Source organism: Streptomyces sp. NPDC045956, from assembly GCF_056430705.1.
Genome location: NZ_JBWKKZ010000009.1, coordinates 1 through 17860, shown reverse-complemented (window position 1 = coordinate 17860; position 17860 = coordinate 1). Strand labels below are relative to the sequence as shown.

At 70.6% G+C, this 17860-nt stretch carries 9 protein-coding genes, 1 tRNA gene and 1 rRNA gene; 1 reads left to right on the top strand and 10 read right to left on the bottom strand.

Features of this window, described 5'->3' with window-relative positions; genetic code table 11:
- Positions 1–6 precede the first annotated feature (6 nt).
- The 7 genes from AC07FV_RS23460 to AC07FV_RS23430 form a co-directional block, all read right to left on the bottom strand.
- On the bottom strand, positions 7–552 hold the full coding sequence (locus AC07FV_RS23460; RefSeq protein ID WP_479089268.1) for a CinA family protein: 546 nt from the start codon (positions 550–552) through the stop codon (positions 7–9).
- Positions 549–1400: a CDP-diacylglycerol--glycerol-3-phosphate 3-phosphatidyltransferase gene (gene pgsA / locus AC07FV_RS23455; RefSeq protein WP_479089267.1), complete on the bottom strand. Its 852-nt coding sequence runs from the start codon at positions 1398–1400 to the stop codon at positions 549–551. Before pgsA ends, AC07FV_RS23460 begins: the two co-directional genes overlap by 4 nt.
- Positions 1397–2884: a 30S ribosomal protein S12 methylthiotransferase RimO gene (rimO, locus tag AC07FV_RS23450; protein ID WP_479089266.1), complete on the bottom strand. Its 1488-nt coding sequence runs from the start codon at positions 2882–2884 to the stop codon at positions 1397–1399. The genes pgsA and rimO overlap by 4 nt, the downstream gene beginning before the upstream one ends.
- A gap of 91 nt (positions 2885–2975) precedes the next feature.
- Positions 2976–3839 carry a helix-turn-helix domain-containing protein gene (locus AC07FV_RS23445; RefSeq protein ID WP_479089265.1) on the bottom strand — a complete coding sequence of 288 codons (864 nt, stop codon included), beginning with the start codon at positions 3837–3839 and terminating at the stop codon, positions 2976–2978.
- A gap of 261 nt (positions 3840–4100) precedes the next feature.
- Positions 4101–6851: a DNA translocase FtsK gene (locus AC07FV_RS23440; RefSeq protein WP_479089264.1), complete on the bottom strand. Its 2751-nt coding sequence runs from the start codon at positions 6849–6851 to the stop codon at positions 4101–4103.
- 155 nt (positions 6852–7006) lie between these two features.
- A complete protein-coding gene (locus AC07FV_RS23435; protein ID WP_383645231.1) occupies positions 7007–7684 on the bottom strand; it encodes a response regulator in 678 nt (225 codons plus the stop codon).
- A gap of 436 nt (positions 7685–8120) precedes the next feature.
- Complete coding sequence (locus tag AC07FV_RS23430; protein WP_479089263.1) at positions 8121–13637, bottom strand: HAMP domain-containing protein; 5517 nt, start codon at positions 13635–13637, stop codon at positions 8121–8123.
- Between the two features lie 392 nt (positions 13638–14029).
- Between AC07FV_RS23430 and AC07FV_RS23425 the strand changes: the two genes are divergently transcribed.
- A complete protein-coding gene (locus AC07FV_RS23425; protein WP_479089262.1) occupies positions 14030–16783 on the top strand; it encodes a SpoIIE family protein phosphatase in 2754 nt (917 codons plus the stop codon).
- 58 nt (positions 16784–16841) lie between these two features.
- Here the strand turns inward: AC07FV_RS23425 and AC07FV_RS23420 are convergent.
- The 3 genes from AC07FV_RS23420 to rrf all read right to left on the bottom strand — a co-directional run.
- Positions 16842–16917 (bottom strand) — tRNA-Thr (locus AC07FV_RS23420).
- 77 nt (positions 16918–16994) lie between these two features.
- Positions 16995–17657: a DegT/DnrJ/EryC1/StrS family aminotransferase gene (locus AC07FV_RS23415; RefSeq protein ID WP_479089487.1), complete on the bottom strand. Its 663-nt coding sequence runs from the start codon at positions 17655–17657 to the stop codon at positions 16995–16997.
- 115 nt (positions 17658–17772) lie between these two features.
- Positions 17773–17860 (bottom strand): 5S ribosomal RNA (gene rrf, locus AC07FV_RS23410); the annotation flags it as partial.

The window sequence follows — 17860 nt, the reverse complement described above, 5'->3', positions numbered from 1 at the left end:
CAAACATCAAAACCCCCCGTTCCGTTCCGTATCCTGTGCCCGCTCATTCCCGGTCTGTTCGCCCGCAAGCTCCCTCAAAAGGAGTGCGAGTACGCTCCGTACACTCTCCATACGAATTTCCGCGCGGTCGCCGTTCAACCGCAGCGCCTCCACTTTTCCGCCAGAGGCGGAACCGTTTTCTTCTCCGAAAGGCCCGTCGACGGCCACGAAAACCGTGCCGACGGACTGTCCGTCCTGCGGGTCCGGGCCGGCCACGCCCGTCGTCGCGATGCCCCAGTCGGCGCCCAGCGCCGCCCGGACTCCCGCCGCCATCTGGGCCGCGACCTGCGGATCCACCGCTCCGCGCGCCGTGAGCACCGCCCCGTCGACACCGAGCACATCCCGCTTCAGCTCCGTCGCGTAGGCGGTGACCGATCCTCGGAAGGCGCGCGACGCCCCGGCGACCGAGGTGATCTCGGCCGCCACCAGCCCACCGGTGAGCGACTCGGCGACCGCGAGGGTCTCGCCCCTCACCGTCAGTAGTCGCACCACGTCGGCAGCCGTGGAACTCAAGCTTCCGTCCCCTTCAACGCCGCTCTGCGCTCGGCGATTCCCCGGCGGCGCAGCACAATGGCCTGCTTCACGTAGTCCAGCCCGGTCACCACGGTCAGCACGACCGCCGCCGCCATCACCCAGAACCGCAGGGTCGCCAGGGGCCCCGTCAGCGCCAGGACGTACATGCCGACGGCCACACCCTGGGTGAGGGTCTTGAGCTTGCCGCCGCGACTGGCGGGGATGACGCCGTACCGGATGACCACGAAACGCAGGACGGTGATCCCGAGTTCCCGGCCCAGGATGACGGCCGTCACCCACCACGGCAGGTCGTCCAGCGCCGACAGGCAGACGAGCGCCGCCCCCATGATCGCCTTGTCGGCGATGGGATCGGCGATCTTCCCGAAGTCGGTGACGAGGTTGTAGGTGCGCGCCAGATGACCGTCGAAGAGGTCGGTGATCATGGCGACGGCGAACGCGGCCCACGCGAACGAGCGCCAGGCCGGGTCGTACCCGCCGTTGCCGAGCATCAGCGCGACGAAGGCCGGCACCAGGAGCAGCCGGAGCATCGTGAGCAGGTTGGCGACGTTCCAGACGCTCGCCTGGTTGACGGCCGCGGCCGCGATCTTGCCACCGCGCCCGGTCGCACCGCCCTCGGTGGCACCTCGTTCCGCGGGGCGCCTGTCCCCCGCGCCCCGGTCCGGGGCGCCCTTGGACGCGGTACCCGCGGCACCTGCGGCGCCCCGTTCCGTGGCTCCGCCCGGAGTCGTCCGTTCCGCCGGTTCCTGCGCGGCTCCCGAGGTCCCGCGCGGGCCGGCCCTGCGCGCACCGGAGGAGCCGCCCGCCGCGGACGTCGGGACTCCGGTCATCTGCCGGCCTCCTCACTCCACTCGGGCGACCCCAGCAGCGGCTCGGCCACCAGGTCGACACCCTCCGTACCGACCACCTTCGCGTCGACCATACGACCGACCGTGAGGCCTTCGCCGCTCGTGAGCAGCACCTGGCCGTCCGTCTCGGGTGCCTGGTGCTCCGCGCGGCCGCGGACACCGTCACCGTCGTCGGCGGAGTCGGCGTCCACGGACTCGACGAGCACGCGCACGGTCGCGCCGACGCGCTCCTCGGCCCGCTGCGAGACGAGTTCCTCGGCCAGGCGGGACACCCGCGCCAGCCGCTCGGCCACGACGTCCTCGTCCAGCTTGTCGCCGTAGGTCGCCGCCTCGGTGCCCTCCTCGTCGGAGTAACCGAAGACGCCGATGGCGTCCAGCCGCGCGTGGTTCAGGAACCGCTCCAGCTCGGCGAGGTCGGCGGCGGACTCACCGGGGAAGCCCACGATGAAGTTGGAGCGCACGCCCGCCTCGGGGGCCTTGCTCCGGATGGTGTCCAGGAGCTCCAGGAAGCGGTCGGTGTCGCCGAAGCGGCGCATCGCGCGCAGCACGTTCGGAGCGGAGTGCTGGAAGGAGAGGTCGAAGTAGGGCACGACCTTGGGCGTCGAGGTCAGGACGTCGATGAGGCCCGGGCGCATCTCGGCCGGCTGGAGGTAGCTGACGCGCACCCGCTCGATGCCGTCGACCTCGGCCAGGTTCGGCAGCAGGGACTCCAGCAGGCGGATGTCGCCGAGGTCCTTGCCGTAGGAGGTGTTGTTCTCGGAGACCAGCATGACCTCCTTGACGCCCTGCTCGGCCAGCCACCGCGTCTCGTTCAGCACGTCGCTCGGGCGGCGCGAGATGAAGGACCCGCGGAAGGACGGGATGGCGCAGAAGGAGCAGCGCCGGTCGCAGCCGGAGGCCAGCTTCACCGAGGCGACCGGGGAGCCGTCCAGGCGGCGGCGCAGCGGCGCGCGGGGCCCGGAGGCGGGGGCGACGCCCTCGGGGAGGTCGGTGGGGCCGTGCCCCGGCAGCGCGACGGCGGCTCCGGCCTCCTGCCGCTCGGCGGGGCTGATGGGCAGCAGCTTGCGACGGTCCCGGGGGGTGTGGGCGGCGTGGACGCCACCGCTGAGAATGGTCTGCAGGCGGTCGGAGATGTCCGCGTAGTCGTCGAAGCCCAGGACGCCGTCGGCCTCGGGCAGGGCCTCGGCCAGCTCCTTGCCGTACCGCTCGGCCATGCAGCCCACCGCCACGACGGCCTGCGTTCTGCCGTGGCCCTTGAGGTCGTTGGCCTCCAGGAGGGCGTCGACGGAGTCCTTCTTGGCGGCCTCGACGAAGCCGCACGTGTTCACGACGGCGACGTCCGCTTCCTCGGCGTCCTCTACGAGCTTCCAGCCGTCCGCCTCCAGACGGCCTGCGAGCTCCTCCGAGTCCACCTCGTTACGGGCGCAGCCAAGGGTGACGAGTGCGACGGTACGGCTTTCAGGCATGGGCTCAAGACTACTTCGTCCCGCCGACAGCCCATGTCGACGGGGTTGGCCGATCTCGGCCAACCCCGTGGTGACTCGCCCTCCGGGCCCGCTAGCCGACCTGCGGGTCGCCCTTCGTGTACGTGAGACGCTCCACGGAGCCGGGCTGGAAGTCGTCCTCGATCTTCTTGCCGTTGACGTACAGCTGGATGGCGCCCGCGTCGCCGAGGACGAGGTTGATCTTCTCGTCGTCCTGGAAGGTCTCGGAGTCGCCCTCCTTGAGCAGCCCGTCGAAGACCTGCCGGCCGCTGTGGTCCTTGACGGAGATCCAGCTGCGGCCCTCGGTGGCGCTGACCTTGACGGTGACCTTGTCGCGGGGCGCGGCGGCGATCGCGCTCTCGGTCGGGTCCGGCGCGGGGTCGGCCGGCTTCTTCGGCGGGGCGCTCGCCGACGCGGACGCGCCGGCCGACGCCTGGGAGCCCTCGGCGACGCTCGCCTCGGAGCCGCCGCCGTCGCCGCCCTTGACGAAGGTGAAGCCGACGAAGCCGATCACCGCGACGATCGCGGCGACCATGGCGGCCGTCCAGTTGGGTCCGCGCCGCTCCGGACGGATGCGTTCCGCCTCGAACAGGGGTGCGGCGGGTGTCGGTGCCGGGCGTCCGCCGTGGGCGGCGTCGAACCGGGCGAGCAGTTCGGCGGGGTCGAGTCCGACGGCCTTGGCCAGGGTCCTGATGTGCCCGCGCGCGTAGACGTCGCCACCGCAGGGGGCGAAGTCGTCCGCCTCGATGGCGTGCACGATGGAGATCCGGACACGGGTGGCGGAGCTGACGTCGTCGACGGTCAGTCCGGCGGCGATCCGCGCCTGCTGAAGGGCACGGCCGACGGAAGGGCGGGATTCCTCGGAAACGTCCTCGGGAACGTCGTGGGACACGTCATCGATCGGACGCTCGTCTTCAGGGGAGTTGCCTTTGGACACGGGGGCGCCTTTCGAGCGTATGACCGCCTGCGCTGGACGTTCAGTCTAGGGGGGGTACGAACGGGTGGGGCAACCGGGCGATACGACTTTGTACGCCATCGGAATGGCCCGGCATCCCGACGGTGGACTACCTGTTCGTCGCTTCCCTCAACTTGACGTGCGCCTTGGGGAAACGGTTGCTCAATGATCCCTAACGGGTGAGTCACGATCAGCCATCGCCGTCGTGACCCTCCGTCGACGGAACCCCTCGCGTACCGTCTCCTACCCCTCAGACTCCCCCCGGATCACCGCGAGCACTCCGTCCAGCTCGTCAGGCTTCACGAGAACGTCACGGGCCTTCGAGCCCTCGCTCGGTCCGACGATGCTCCGGGACTCCATCAGGTCCATCAGGCGCCCGGCCTTGGCGAAGCCGACGCGCAGCTTGCGCTGGAGCATGGAGGTCGACCCGAACTGCGTCGAGACGACCAGCTCGGCCGCCTGGCACAGCAGGTCGAGGTCGTCGCCGATGTCCTCGTCGATCTCCTTCTTCTGCTTGGTCCCGACGGTGACGTCCTCCCGGAAGACGGGCGCCATCTGGTCCTTGCAGTGCTGGACGATGACGGCGACCTCCTCCTCGGTCACGAACGCGCCCTGCATACGGGTCGGCTTGTTCGCGCCCATCGGCAGGAAGAGGCCGTCGCCCTTGCCGATCAGCTTCTCGGCACCGGGCTGGTCGAGGATGACCCGGGAGTCCGCCAGGGAGGACGTGGCGAAGGCCAGCCGGGAGGGCACGTTGGCCTTGATCAGGCCGGTGACGACGTCCACGGAGGGCCGCTGGGTGGCGAGCACCAGGTGGATGCCCGCCGCGCGCGCGAGCTGCGTGATGCGCACGATGGCGTCCTCGACGTCCCGCGGCGCGACCATCATCAGGTCGGCCAGCTCGTCCACGATCACCAGCAGGTACGGATACGGCTGGAGTTCGCGCTCACTGCCCTCGGGCGGCTTGACCTTGCCCTCGCGCACCGCGCGGTTGAAGTCGTCGATGTGCCGGTAGCCGTAGGCCGCCAGGTCGTCGTAGCGCAGGTCCATCTCGCGGACGACCCACTGCAGCGCCTCGGCGGCCCGCTTCGGGTTGGTGATGATCGGCGTGATCAGGTGCGGGATGCCCTCGTACGCGGTCAGCTCGACGCGCTTGGGGTCGACCAGGATCATCCGGACGTCCTCCGGGGTCGCCCGCATCATGATCGAGGTGATCAGGCAGTTGATGCAGGACGACTTTCCGGACCCGGTGGCGCCGGCGACCAGTATGTGCGGCATCTTCGCCAGCGAGTGCATGACGTAGCCGCCCTCGACGTCCTTGCCGAACGCGACCAGCATCGGGTCGTCGTCCTCCGCGGACTCCGCGAGGCGCAGCACGTCACCGAGGTTGACCATCTCCCGGTCGGTGTTGGGGATCTCGATGCCGACCGCGGACTTGCCGGGGATCGGGCTGATGATCCTGACGTCGGGGCTGGCGACGGCGTAGGCGATGTTCTTGGTGAGCGCGGTGATCCTCTCGACCTTGACGGCCGGTCCGAGTTCGACCTCGTAGCGCGTGACCGTGGGGCCGCGGGTGAAGCCGGTGACCCGGGCATCGACCTTGAACTCGGTGAAGACGGTGGTCAGCGAGTCGACTATGGCGTCGTTGGCGGCGCTGCGCGCCTTGCCGGGGCCGCCCCGGGTGAGCAGGTCGAGGGCCGGCAGCGAGTAGGTGATGTCGCCGGCGAGCTGGAGCTGCTCCGCCCGCGGCGGCAGGTCCCGCTCCTTGGGCAGCGGGGTCTTGGTCAGATCGGGGACGCCGCCCGCCGGTTCGGGTACGGGTGGTGCGGGTGCTTCCTTCCTGAGCTTCCCGGGCTGCGGACGCGCGGCCGGGACGGGCGTCGGTGTCGGCGTGGTCGGCTCCCGCTCCCCGGTGCTCACCCCCTGGGTGAGGTCCGCGACCAGCGGCGAGGGCGGCATCCCGTGCATCACGGCGCCGTCCAGGGCGGCGGCCGCCGCCGCGGCGACGTCCACGGCGTCCATCGGCCGGTTCATATCGGGCTGCGCCACCGCGGACCGCCGGGGCCTGCCGCGGCGCTTGGTGAGCGCCTCCTGCTCGGCGGCGTCGGGGTCGTACGGCTCGTCGGCGGCCGGTCCGCCGCGCCTGCGGGGCCGGGCGGGCAGCGCCTCGCGCCACTGCTCCTCGTACCGCTCGTCGTCGTCGAGGAACTCGTCCACTTCCACGTCGCGGACGAGGCCGAGCCGCACCCCCAGCTGCCGCAGCCGCTGCGGGATGGCGTTCACCGGCGTGGCCGTGACGACCAGCAGCCCGAAGACCGTGAGCAGCACCAGCAGGGGCACCGCCAGGACGTCGGTCATCGTGTACGACAGCGGGGTCGCCGCGCCCCAGCCGATGAGGCCGCCGGCGTCCCTTATGGCCTGCATGCCGTCGCCGCGCGCCGGTGAACCGCAGGCGATGTGCACCTGGCCGAGGACGCCGACGACGAGTGCGGAGAGGCCGATCACGATGCGGCCGTTGGCCTCGGGTTTCTCCGGGTGCCGGATGAGGCGCACGGCGACGGAGCCCAGGAGGATCGGCACGAGCAGGTCCAGCCGGCCGAAGGCGCCGGTCACGAGGATCTCGACGAGGTCGCCGACGGGGCCCTTCAGGTCGGCCCAGGTGCCGGCGGCGACGATCAGCGCCATGCCGAGCAGCAGCAGCGCGACGCCGTCCTTGCGGTGCGCCGGGTCGAGGCCCTTCGCGCCCTGTCCCACACCGCGGAAGACGGCGCCGACGGCGTGCGCGATGCCCAGCCAGAGGGCGCGTACGAGCCGGTAGACGCCTCCGGTGGGGCTGGGCGCCGGACGGGGCGCGGGCTTCTTAGCTGCGGCCTTCCGGACCGGCGCCTTCCTCGGAGGTGCCTTTTTCGCGGCCACCTTCCTCGCCGGACCCTTCGCGGGAGCGACCGCCTTCTTCGCGGGCTGCTTCTTGGCTGCGGAGGGACGTGAGGCCATAGGTGTGAGGTTACCGGGGGAGACGCCGGTCGACACGTGTGCCTACCGCTTCACCCGTTCGTGTCGCCCGGACGGTACGTCGGAACTGACGCTTCCGGTACGTCCTCTGACGCGCGTTCACCGACGAACCGCCGGCCCGCTCCGGCGATCGGCCCTCAGTTGACCCCGGCCTGGCTCCCGGACGAGCCCGGCTCCAGGGCGTCCAGTGCCCGTCGCAGTCCGGTGAGCTTGCGCTCCAGGTGGGCCGCCGTCGCCACGGCCGCCGCGTCCGTCGACTCGTCGCCCAACTGCTTGGAGAGCGCCTCGGCCTGCTCCTCGACGGCCGCGAGCCGCGCCGACAGCTCGGCGAGCAACCCCGCCGGCTCCTTGGCCGCCTCACCCGCCGCGTCCTTGCCGCCGCCCTCCAACTGGAGGCGGAGCAGGGCCGCCTGCTCGCGCAGCTGGCAGTTCTTCATGTAGAGCTCGACGAAGACGGAGACCTTCGCGCGCAGCACCCACGGGTCGAACGGCTTGGAGATGTAGTCCACCGCGCCCGCCGCGTACCCGCGGAAGGTGTGGTGCGGCCCGTGGTTGATCGCGGTGAGGAAGATGATCGGGATGTCGCGGGTCCGCTCCCGTCGCTTGATGTGGGCGGCGGTTTCGAAACCGTCCATGCCCGGCATCTGGACGTCCAGCAGGATGACCGCGAAGTCGTCCGTGAGCAGTGCTTTGAGCGCTTCTTCCCCGGACGATGCCCGTACCAGCGTCTGATCGAGCGCCGAGAGGATCGCCTCCAGCGCCAGCAGATTCTCCGGCCGGTCATCGACCAGGAGGATCTTGGCCTTCTGCACCATGGCCCGCCCTCCTCGCCCCGGCGTGGGGCCTCCCCTGTCCGCAGGACTTGGGGCAGGCCCGGCGGGCGCCGCCCCAGGGGACGGCTCCCTTGCGCCGTCCGTCCTTGTGCCGGTCATCGTAGCCGCACCCCGCCTGTCGACACACCCTGTCACCGCGATGTCACTGTGCACGTAGCAGAAACGCGGCGGGAGACCAGAAGGTTCCCCGAATCCCGTGCTTCTACACGACTGCGGGCACACTCAGTCAGCAACTCCGGGTGCGCTCCGAAGGTTCCCGCCACTCGCGTACACCCCACGTTCGCACACTGCACGAACGTCCCGCGCGGGTGGTGCCCGGACCACGCACCACGGGCCAGGCGGCCGGGCAGACCCTGCTGGTGCCCGCCCGCGACCGACGCTGCCCGTCCGCGCCGTACGGCACGGACGGGCGCGGGCCTCACTCCTCCCGCATCCACTGCCGCATCACCGTCAGCAGATGGTCGGGGTCGACCGGCTTCGTCACGTAGTCGGACGCTCCCGACTCGATGGCCTTCTCCCGGTCCCCCTTCATCGCCTTGGCGGTCAGCGCGATGATCGGCAGCCCCGCGAACTGGGGCATCCGGCGGATCGCCGTGGTCGTCGCGTATCCGTCCATCTCGGGCATCATGATGTCCATCAGGACGACCGCCACGTCCTCGTGCTGTTCCAGCACCTCGATGCCCTCACGACCGTTCTCGGCGTACAGCACGGACAGGCCGTGCTGCTCCAGGACGCTGGTGAGGGCGAAGACGTTGCGGATGTCGTCGTCGACGATCAGCACCTTCTGCCCGGCGAACCGGATGCCGCGGTGCGTCTGCGGCATCGCCTCGTGCTCGACGGCCGTCTGATGCTCCTGCCGCGCCGCGGGCCCGTCCTGCCGCACCGCGGACCGGTCCTGCTGTGCCGCTGAGCGGCCCTCGGCCTCCGGAGCACCCCGGCGCCGCCGCCTGAACAGCGTCGCGGCTCCGTTCTGCGCGTCCCGGTACGACCTCGCCTCGGCCGGCGACTGGACCGGCGGCGCCTCCTCGGCCGATGCACCCCCGGAGGGAAGCGACTCGCCCGGCGCCAGCGGCGGCAGGGCCTGCTGGTAACCGTGGGCGGGCAGCTCACTGGGGTGCAACGGCAGGTAGAGCGTGAACGTCGACCCTCGGCCCGGCTCGCTCTGCGCGTGGATCTCGCCGCCCAGCAGCTGCGCGATCTCCCGCGAGATGGAGAGTCCGAGGCCCGTGCCCCCGTACTTGCGGCTGGTGGTGCCGTCGGCCTGCTTGAAGGCCTCGAAGATGACCCGCATCTTGCTGGCCGCGATACCGATGCCGGTGTCGCTCACCGAGAACGCGATCAGCTCGGCGTCCGGCTCGGTCATCGAACCGGCCTCCAGCAGCTGCTCCCTGATGGCGTTCGGCACGTCGTCCCGGGCCGGCCGGATGACCAGCTCGACCGCTCCCGAGTCGGTGAACTTCACCGCGTTGGAGAGCAGGTTGCGCAGCACCTGGAGCAGCCGCTGCTCGTCGGTGTGCAGCGTCGCGGGCAGCTCCGGCGACACCCGCACCGACAGGTCGAGGCCCTTCTCCGCGGTCAGCGGCCGGAAGGTGGCCTCCACGTAGTCGACGAGCTGGACGAGCGCGATACGCGTCGGGGAGACGTCCATCTTGCCCGCCTCGACCTTCGACAGGTCCAGGATGTCGTTGATGAGCTGGAGCAGGTCGGAGCCGGCGCCGTGGATCGTCTCGGCGAACTCGACCTGCTTCGGGGACAGGTTCGCGTCGGCGTTGTCGGCGAGCAGCTTGGCGAGGATCAGCAGCGAGTTGAGCGGCGTCCGCAGCTCGTGCGACATGTTGGCCAGGAACTCGCTCTTGTAGCGCATGGAGACCGCGAGCTGCTCGGCGCGCTCCTCCAGGACCTGCCGCGCCTCCTCGATCTCGGTGTTCTTCACCTCGATGTCGCGGTTCTGCTGCGCCAGCAGCTCCGCCTTCTCCTCCAGTTCGGCGTTGGACGACTGGAGCGCCTTCTGCCGCTGCTCCAACTCCTCGGACCGGTCGCGCAGTTGCTCGGTCAGCTCCTGCGACTGCTTCAGCAGCACCTCCGTCTTGGTGTTGACGGAGATCGTGTTGACGCTGGTCGCGATCATCTCGGCGATCTGGTTCAGGAAGTCCTTCTGGATCTGCGTGAACGGGGTGAAGGACGCCAGCTCGATCACGCCGAGCACCTGCCCCTCGAAGAGCACCGGCAGGACGATCACCTGGGCGGGCGGCGCCTCCCCGAGGCCGGAGGAGATCTTCAGGTAGCCGCTCGGCGCGTTCTCCACGAGGATCGTGCGCTTCTCCTGGGCGGCCGTGCCCACCAGCGCCTCCCCCGGCCGGAAGGACGTCGGCATCGAGCCCATCGAGTAGCCGTACGACCCGAGCATGCGCAGCTCGTACTGGTCGTGCTCGGCGCCCGCCTGCTCCTGGCCGTCGACCAGCGGCATGGCGAGGAAGAAGGCGCCGTGCTGCGCGGAGACCACCGGGGTCAGCTCGCTCATGATCAGCGAGGCCACGTCCTGGAGGTCCCGGCGGCCCTGCATCAGCGCGGAGATCCGGGCGAGGTTGCCCTTGAGCCAGTCCTGCTCCTTGTTGGCGATCGTGGTGTCGCGCAGGTTGGCGATCATCTTGTTGATGTAGTCCTGGAGCTCGGAGATCTCCCCCGAGGCGTCCACGTCGATCTTCAGGTTCAGGTCGCCGCGCGTCACCGCGGTCGCCACGCGCGCGATGGCACGCACCTGCCGGGTCAGGTTCCCGGCCATCTCGTTCACCGACTCGGTGAGGTCCCGCCAGGTGCCGTCGACGTCCCGCACGCGTGCCTGACCGCCGAGCTGCCCCTCGGTGCCCACCTCGCGGGCGACGCGGGTGACCTCCTCGGCGAAGGACGACAGCTGGTCGACCATCGTGTTGATGGTCGTCTTCAGCTCCAGGATCTCCCCGCGCGCGTCGATGTCGATCTTCTTGGTGAGGTCGCCCTTGGCGATCGCCGTCGTGACCATGGCGATGTTGCGCACCTGGCCGGTCAGGTTGGACGCCATCTGGTTCACCGACTCGGTCAGGTCCTTCCAGGTGCCCGCCACGCCCGGCACCTGCGCCTGGCCGCCGAGGATGCCGTCGGTGCCCACCTCGCGGGCCACCTTGGTCACCTGGTCGGCGAAGGACCGCAGCGTGCGCACCATGGTGTTGAAGGTGTCGGCGAGCTGCGCGACCTCGCCGCGGGCCTCGATCGTCACCGTCCGCGTGAGGTCGCCGTTGGCGACGGCCGCGGCCACCTGGGAGATGTTCCGCACCTGGACGGTGAGGTTCTTGGCCATCAGGTTGACGTTGTCGTTGAGGTCCTTCCAGATGCCCACGACGCCGGGCACGCTCGCCTGGCCGCCGAGGATGCCCTCGGTGCCCACCTCGCGGGCCACGCGCGTGACCTGCTCGGCGAAGGACGACAGCTGGTCGACCATCGTGTTGACGGTGGTGACCAGCTCGAGGATCTCGCCCTTCGCGTCGACGGTGATCTTCTTCGACAGGTCGCCCTTGGCGACCGCCGTCGTCACCTCGGCGATGTTGCGGACCTGCATGGTCAGGTTGTTCGCCATGCCGTTCACGGACTGCGTGAGGTCCTTCCAGGTGCCGGAGACGCCCTGCACCTCCGCCTGGCCGCCGAGGATGCCCTCGGTACCGACCTCCCGCGCGACGCGGGTGACCTCCTGGGCGAACGACGACAGCTGGTCCACCATCGTGTTCAGGGTGTTCTTCAGCTCCAGGATCTCCCCGCGCGCGTCCACGGTGATCTTCTGGGACAGGTCACCGCGGGCCACCGCCGTCGCGACCTGCGCGATGTTGCGCACCTGAGCGGTCAGGTTCCCGGCCATGCCGTTCACCGAGTCGGTCAGGTCGCGCCACACGCCGGCGACGCCGGGCACCTGGGCCTGACCGCCGAGGCGGCCCTCCGTACCCACCTCGCGGGCGACCCGGGTGACCTGCTCGGCGAAGGCGGAGAGCTGGTCGACCATCGTGTTGATGGTGTTCTTCAGCTCCAGGATCTCCCCGCGCGCGTCGACGTCGATCTTCTGCGACAGGTCGCCCCGCGCCACCGCCGTCGTCACCTGGGCGATCTGCCGCACCTGGGAGGTCAGGTTGCCCGCCATGAAGTTGACGGAGTCCGTCAGCTCCTTCCACGTGCCCGACACGCCGTCCACCCGGGCCTGACCGCCCAGGCGGCCCTCGGTGCCCACGTCCCGGGCCATCCGCGTCACCTGGTCGGCGAAGCTGGAGAGCTGGTCCACCATCGTGTTCACGGTGTTCTTCAGCTGGAGCATCTCGCCGGAGACGTCCACGGTGACCTTCTGCGACAGGTCACCGTTGGCGACCGCCGTCGTCACCTGGGCGATGTTCCTCACCTGACCGGTGAGGTTGCGGAACGCGGTGTTGACGGAGTCCGTCAGGTCCTTCCACGTCCCGGCCGCCCCCGGCACCTGCGCCTGACCGCCCAGCTCACCCTCGACACCGACCTCGCGGGCCACCCGCGTGACCTCGGCACCGAAGCTGGAGAGCTGGTCCACCATCGTGTTGACGGTGTTCTTCAGCTCCAGCATCTCGCCGGCCACGTCCACGGTGACCTTCTGCGACAGGTCACCGCTCGCGACGGCCGTCGTCACCGCGGCGATGTCCCGCACCTGGGTGGTCAGGTTCCGGAAGACCGTGTTGACGGAGTCCGTCAGGTCCTTCCAGATCCCGGCCGCACCCGGCACGTTGGCCTGTCCGCCGAGCTGCCCCTCGGCACCGACCTCGCTGGCCACCCGGGTGACCTCGTCCGCGAAGATCCGCAGCGTCTCGGTCATCTGGTTGATCGTCTCGGCGAGCTGCGCGACCTCGCCCCGCGCGGGCACGGTCACCTTGCGCGAGAGGTCACCGTTGGCGACCGCCGTCGTCACCTCGGAGATCCCGCGCACCTGGGCCGTCAGGTTCCCGGCCATGGTGTTGACGGAGTCGGTCAGCTCCTTCCACACCCCGGCCACGCCCGGCACCTGCGCCTGCCCGCCCAGGGCGCCCTCGGTGCCCACCTCGCGGGCCACCCGCGTCACCTCGGAGGAGAACGCGGAGAGCTGGTCCACCATCGTGTTGACGGTGTTCTTCAGCTCCAGCATCTCGCCGGCCACGTGCACCGTGACCTTCCGGGACAGGTCGCCCTTGGCGACCGCCGTCGTCACCAGCGCGATGTCCCGCACCTGCGCGGTCAGCCGGTACGCCATCGTGTTGACGGAGTCCGTGAGGTCCTTCCAGGAACCGGACATGCCGCGCACCCGGGCCTGGCCGCCCAGCTTGCCCTCGGTGCCGACCTCGCTGGCCACCCGCGTGACCTCGTCCGTGAACGTCGACAACTGGTCGACCAGGTTGTTCACGGTCCGCCCGACCTTGAGGAACTCGCCGCGCAGCGGCTGGCCCGCGCCCTCCGCCGACTGGGTCCGCAGTTCCATGCGCGGCGACAGATCACCGTCCGCCACCGCCGACAGCACCCGGCTGACCTCGGAGACCGGCCGTACGAGGTCGTCCACCAGGGCGTTCGAGTTGTCGATCGCGGCCGCCCAGGACCCCCCGCAGGCGCCCGTCTCCAGCCGCTCCGTGAGCTTTCCTTCACGGCCCACCATGCGCCGCACCCGCGCCAGCTCACCCGTGAGGTGGAGATTGCGGTCGGCCACCTCGTTGAAGACCGCCGCGATCTCCGACATCACGCCGTCGCCGGAGACCGTGAGCCGTTTGCGGAAGTTGCCCTCCCGCATCGACACCAGGGCCGCCAGCAGGCGGTTCAGCGCGGCCGTGTCCACCGTCGTACTGCCACCCCGCGTCCTGCCCTGGTTACTCGGGGACTGTCCGCCCTTCGCGCGCGCCTCAGTGCCACGCGTCGCTGCGCCAGACTCCACTGTGTCCCTCCCGCAGGGGTCGACCGTTACCGCTGTGCCCGGCTGCCACCGCTCGGCGGACCGGTTACTGCCGCGTACTTCCTGTGCTGCCGTGCGGTCCGGACCGGTTCACCGGGCCGCTTCCAGGGCTGCTGCCCGCCGCACTCGCTGCGCATTCAACCTGCCCGGACCCTCATGGGAAGCCTGCCCAGTGTTTCACCCCGGCCGAACCAGGCCATAACAGTTCGGCAGCTTCGCACATCGTCCGCACACCCTCTGGGCGGAAACACTGCAGACCGGCATCCGCGTGGACGGCGAAGGTAAGTAACCTTGCATGCGGCTGTCCAGCCATACCGGTCCGTCCGGCCTGGGCGGTGGCACGGAGACGAGCGGGCATCGGAGGGGCGGCCGGAATGACCACCGGACTGATCCCGGGGGAGCAGCCCCCGGATTCCGGGCCGACGGGGGATCTGCCGCAGCAGCGGCGCGAGCCGGTCGGCCAGGAGGCCGTGCAAGGGGAGAGAGGGTCGAGGAGTTCTGTGATCACCGCGCGCGCGGCCGCCAGCTTCGAGCCCGTCGGACGATCGGTGGCGAGCGCCCGGTCCTTCGTCCGGGACACGCTCCAGGGCTGGGGCCATGCCGACATCGTCGACGACGCCGTGGTGCTCACGAGCGAACTGGTGACCAACGCCGTGGTGCACGCCGGCACCACCGCCGACGTCATGTGCCTGCGCAGCGACGACGGCGTACGCATCGAGGTGGCCGACCACTACCCGGAGCGCGAGGTCCCCCTCCAGGGCTCCCCCGCCGACATGGGCAGCCCGGACCGTGAGGGCGGGCGCGGCCTCCAGCTCTGCGCGGCCCTCGCCGACCGCTGGGGCGTCGAGTACACGCCGACGCTGAAGAACGTCTGGTTCCACCTCCACCTGCCGGAGCGCGCGGTCGGCACCCGCAGCGCCGGCCCCGCCCTGCCCGCCGAGCTGCTCCCCCTCGCCGACGGCCGGGTCCGCGTCGCCGTCGTCCAGATCGACCGCACCGGCGCCCTCACGTCCTGGAACGAGGACGCCGAGTGGCTCTTCGGCTACCCCGCCGAGCAGGTCACCGGCAAGCCGCTGACCGACCTGGCCGCCTGGCCGCACACCCCGGGCACCAGCACCGGCATCGCCGAGGCTCTCCAGCTCTCCCGCTGGGAGGGCAGCTACGGCATACGGCACGCCGACGGCCGCGTCACCCCGGTCTACGCCTCCCATCTCCGGGTCCGCGACGCCGGCGGGGAGCCCTCCACGGTCTGCCTCCTCGTCCGCGACCACGAACGCGCCGTGCTGCAGACACCGTTGCGGGTTCCGGCTTCCGACTCGGGCTCCTCCGCCGAGGGACAGAGCAGCGACCCCTTCGAGGTGTTCATCGGTTCGCCCGCCCCGGACGACCTGGACGGCCTTCTCCAGCGCACCGTCGAACGCGCCCGCGACATGCTGGACGCCGACGCGGCCTTCCTCCTCCTGGCGACCGACGACGAGACGGAGCTGGAGGTCCGCGCCTCCACCGGTCTGCCCTCCGCGCGCCAGCGCTTCGCCCGCGTCCCCGTCGAGGCCGGCCCCGGCCGCTACGGCTCCGCGCGCATGCCGGCGGTCCACGACGACCTGGCCGCGGTCCCGGGCGCCGTCCCGCTGCTGAACGGCACGGGCATGCGCTCGGTCGTGACCGTCCCCCTCAAGGTCGAGGGCCGTCTCACCGGTTCCCTCGGTGTCGCCGCGGAGGCGTCGGGCCGGTACTCCAACGAGGAGGCGCTGCGCCTGCAGTTCGCCGCCGACCGCATCGCCCTGGCCGTCGAGTCCGCCCGCCTGGGTGAGCTGGAGCGTCTGCGCCGCGGCTCGCTGAGCTTCCTCGTCGAGGCCTCCGACCTCCTCGCCGGCACCCTGGACCGCGACCAGACCCTGGCCCTGATGGCACAGATGACGGTCCCGACCCTGGCCACCTGGTGTGCCGTGTACACGATCGCGGACCAGGCGTCGGAGCCGTACCTCTCCTACGTCCTGCACGAGGACGAGGAGCTCATCGACGGCATCAAGTCGCTGCTGTCCAAGATCGCCCCACCCGACCCGGTGCCCACTCCGGGCGCCCGTGTCTGGTCGGCCCCGGCCGAGATGGCCCACCAGGCGGCGCTGCGCACGTCCATGCGCGACCTCGGTCTCAGCGGCAACCCGTCCCGCCAGTTGCGCACCGGCATCGGCCCGACCCTGGCGACGGCCTCCGCGGTCGGCGGCGAGACCGTGGTCCTCCCGCTGGTCGCCCGCAACCGCGTCATCGGCATGCTGACGCTCGGCAAGCCGACGGACGAGCACTTCCGCCAGGAGATCCTCGAACTCGCCGAGGACCTGTCCCGCAGGGCCGCCCTGGCCCTGGACAACGCCCGCCTGTACTCGGAGCGCACGGCCATCAGCCAGTCCCTCCAGCGCAGCCTCCTGCCGCCGGAACTCCCCGTCATCGACGGCGTGGAGGTCGAGGTCATCTACCGCGCGGCCGGCGAGGGCAACGAGGTCGGCGGTGACTTCTACGACGTCTTCCCCATCCGCGACGACGCCTACGGGTTCGCCATCGGCGACGTCTGCGGCACGGGCCCGAACGCGGCGGCGGTCACCGGCCTGGCCCGGCACGCCCTGCGCCTGCTGGCCCGCGAGGGCCTCAGCGGTCCGGCGGTCCTGGAGCGCCTGAACTCCGCGATCCTCGACGAGGGCGCCCGCAGCCGCTTCCTCACCCTGCTGTACGGGGAGATGCGTCCGCAGGAGGACGGCAGCGCCGAGCTGAAGGTGGTCTGCGCCGGCCACCCGCTCCCCCTGCGCCTGCGGCAGGACGGCACGGTCGAACCCGCGGCGGAGCCGCAGCCCCTCCTCGGCGTCATCGAGGACCTGGAGCTGTACGAGCAGACGGTCACCCTCGACCCGGGCGATGTCCTGCTCTGTGTCACGGACGGCGTCACCGAACGCCGCGAGGGCACGCGCATGCTGGGTGACGACGGCCTCGCCGACGTCCTCACGGCCTGTACGGGTCTGACGGCGGGGGCGGTGGCCGCCCGCATCATGCGCGCGGTCGAGCGTTTCGCGTCGGACGCCCCGTCGGACGACATGGCCATTCTCGCGATGCGGGTCCCGGAGCCCCACGTGGACTAGCGCGCCGACCGTCCGGGCATGCGAAAGGCCCCGCCCATTCGGGCGGGGCCTTCTGTGCTGGAGCCCCCAAACGGAATCGAACCGTTGACCTTCTCCTTACCATGGAGACGCTCTACCGACTGAGCTATAGGGGCCTGTCGCTTTGCGGGGTTTCCCTCGCGGCAACGGAATAGATCATACCCCGAACAGAGCGGTGCTCCCAACCACGCCGTCAGAAGGCGGGCTGGAGCAAACCTCCCAGGGCGTTGCAGGCGGACACGATCCGCTGCATGTCCCGTTTGGTCAACGAGGCGTCGACCGGCAGTGCGAGGGTCTCGTCCGAGGCGCGTTCCGTCTCCGGCAGGGACACGCATCGCCGAAAGGCGGGCATCCGGTGCACGGGCGTCTTCACCGGTACCCGGCACTCGACTCCCCTGCCCCGCACGGCTCGTGCGAACGCGTCCCGGTCCGGCCGCCCGTTGCCGGGGACGCGCACCACGTACTGCTGATAGGTGTGCCCGTCGCCTCCGTCCGGTGTGCGCACGCCTCGCAACTTCCCGTCCAGATAGGCCGCCCGCTGCCTGCGCCGCGCCGTCTCGTCGTACGACGCCTCGGATTCGCCCTGTTCCAGCACGAGCAGCCCGTGCCGCTGCCCCACTCCGTGCAACGACCCCATGTCGGCCGGCCGCCCGAAGCGGTGCACGGCGACCAGGGCCACGGTCTTGGACGTCACCGACGCCTCCACCGCGGAGGCGTCCAGGCAGTACGTGTCCTGATCTATGTCGGCGAACACCGGCAAGGCGCCGACGGCGACCACGGCCTCGGCGACCTCGACGTTGCCGAAGGCAGGTACGACGACCTCGTCACCGACGCCTACGCCGGCGGCCCTGAGCATTGCTGCGGTACCCATACGTCCGATGGTCATAGCGCAACGTGAACTCCAAGTGACGGAGAACAAAAAAGGGTTGGACCCGGAACCGAAGTTCGGGGTCCAACCCTTTTGAATGATTGTTCGGCGGCGTCCTACTCTCCCACAGGGTCCCCCCTGCAGTACCATCGGCGCTGAAAGGCTTAGCTTCCGGGTTCGGAATGTAACCG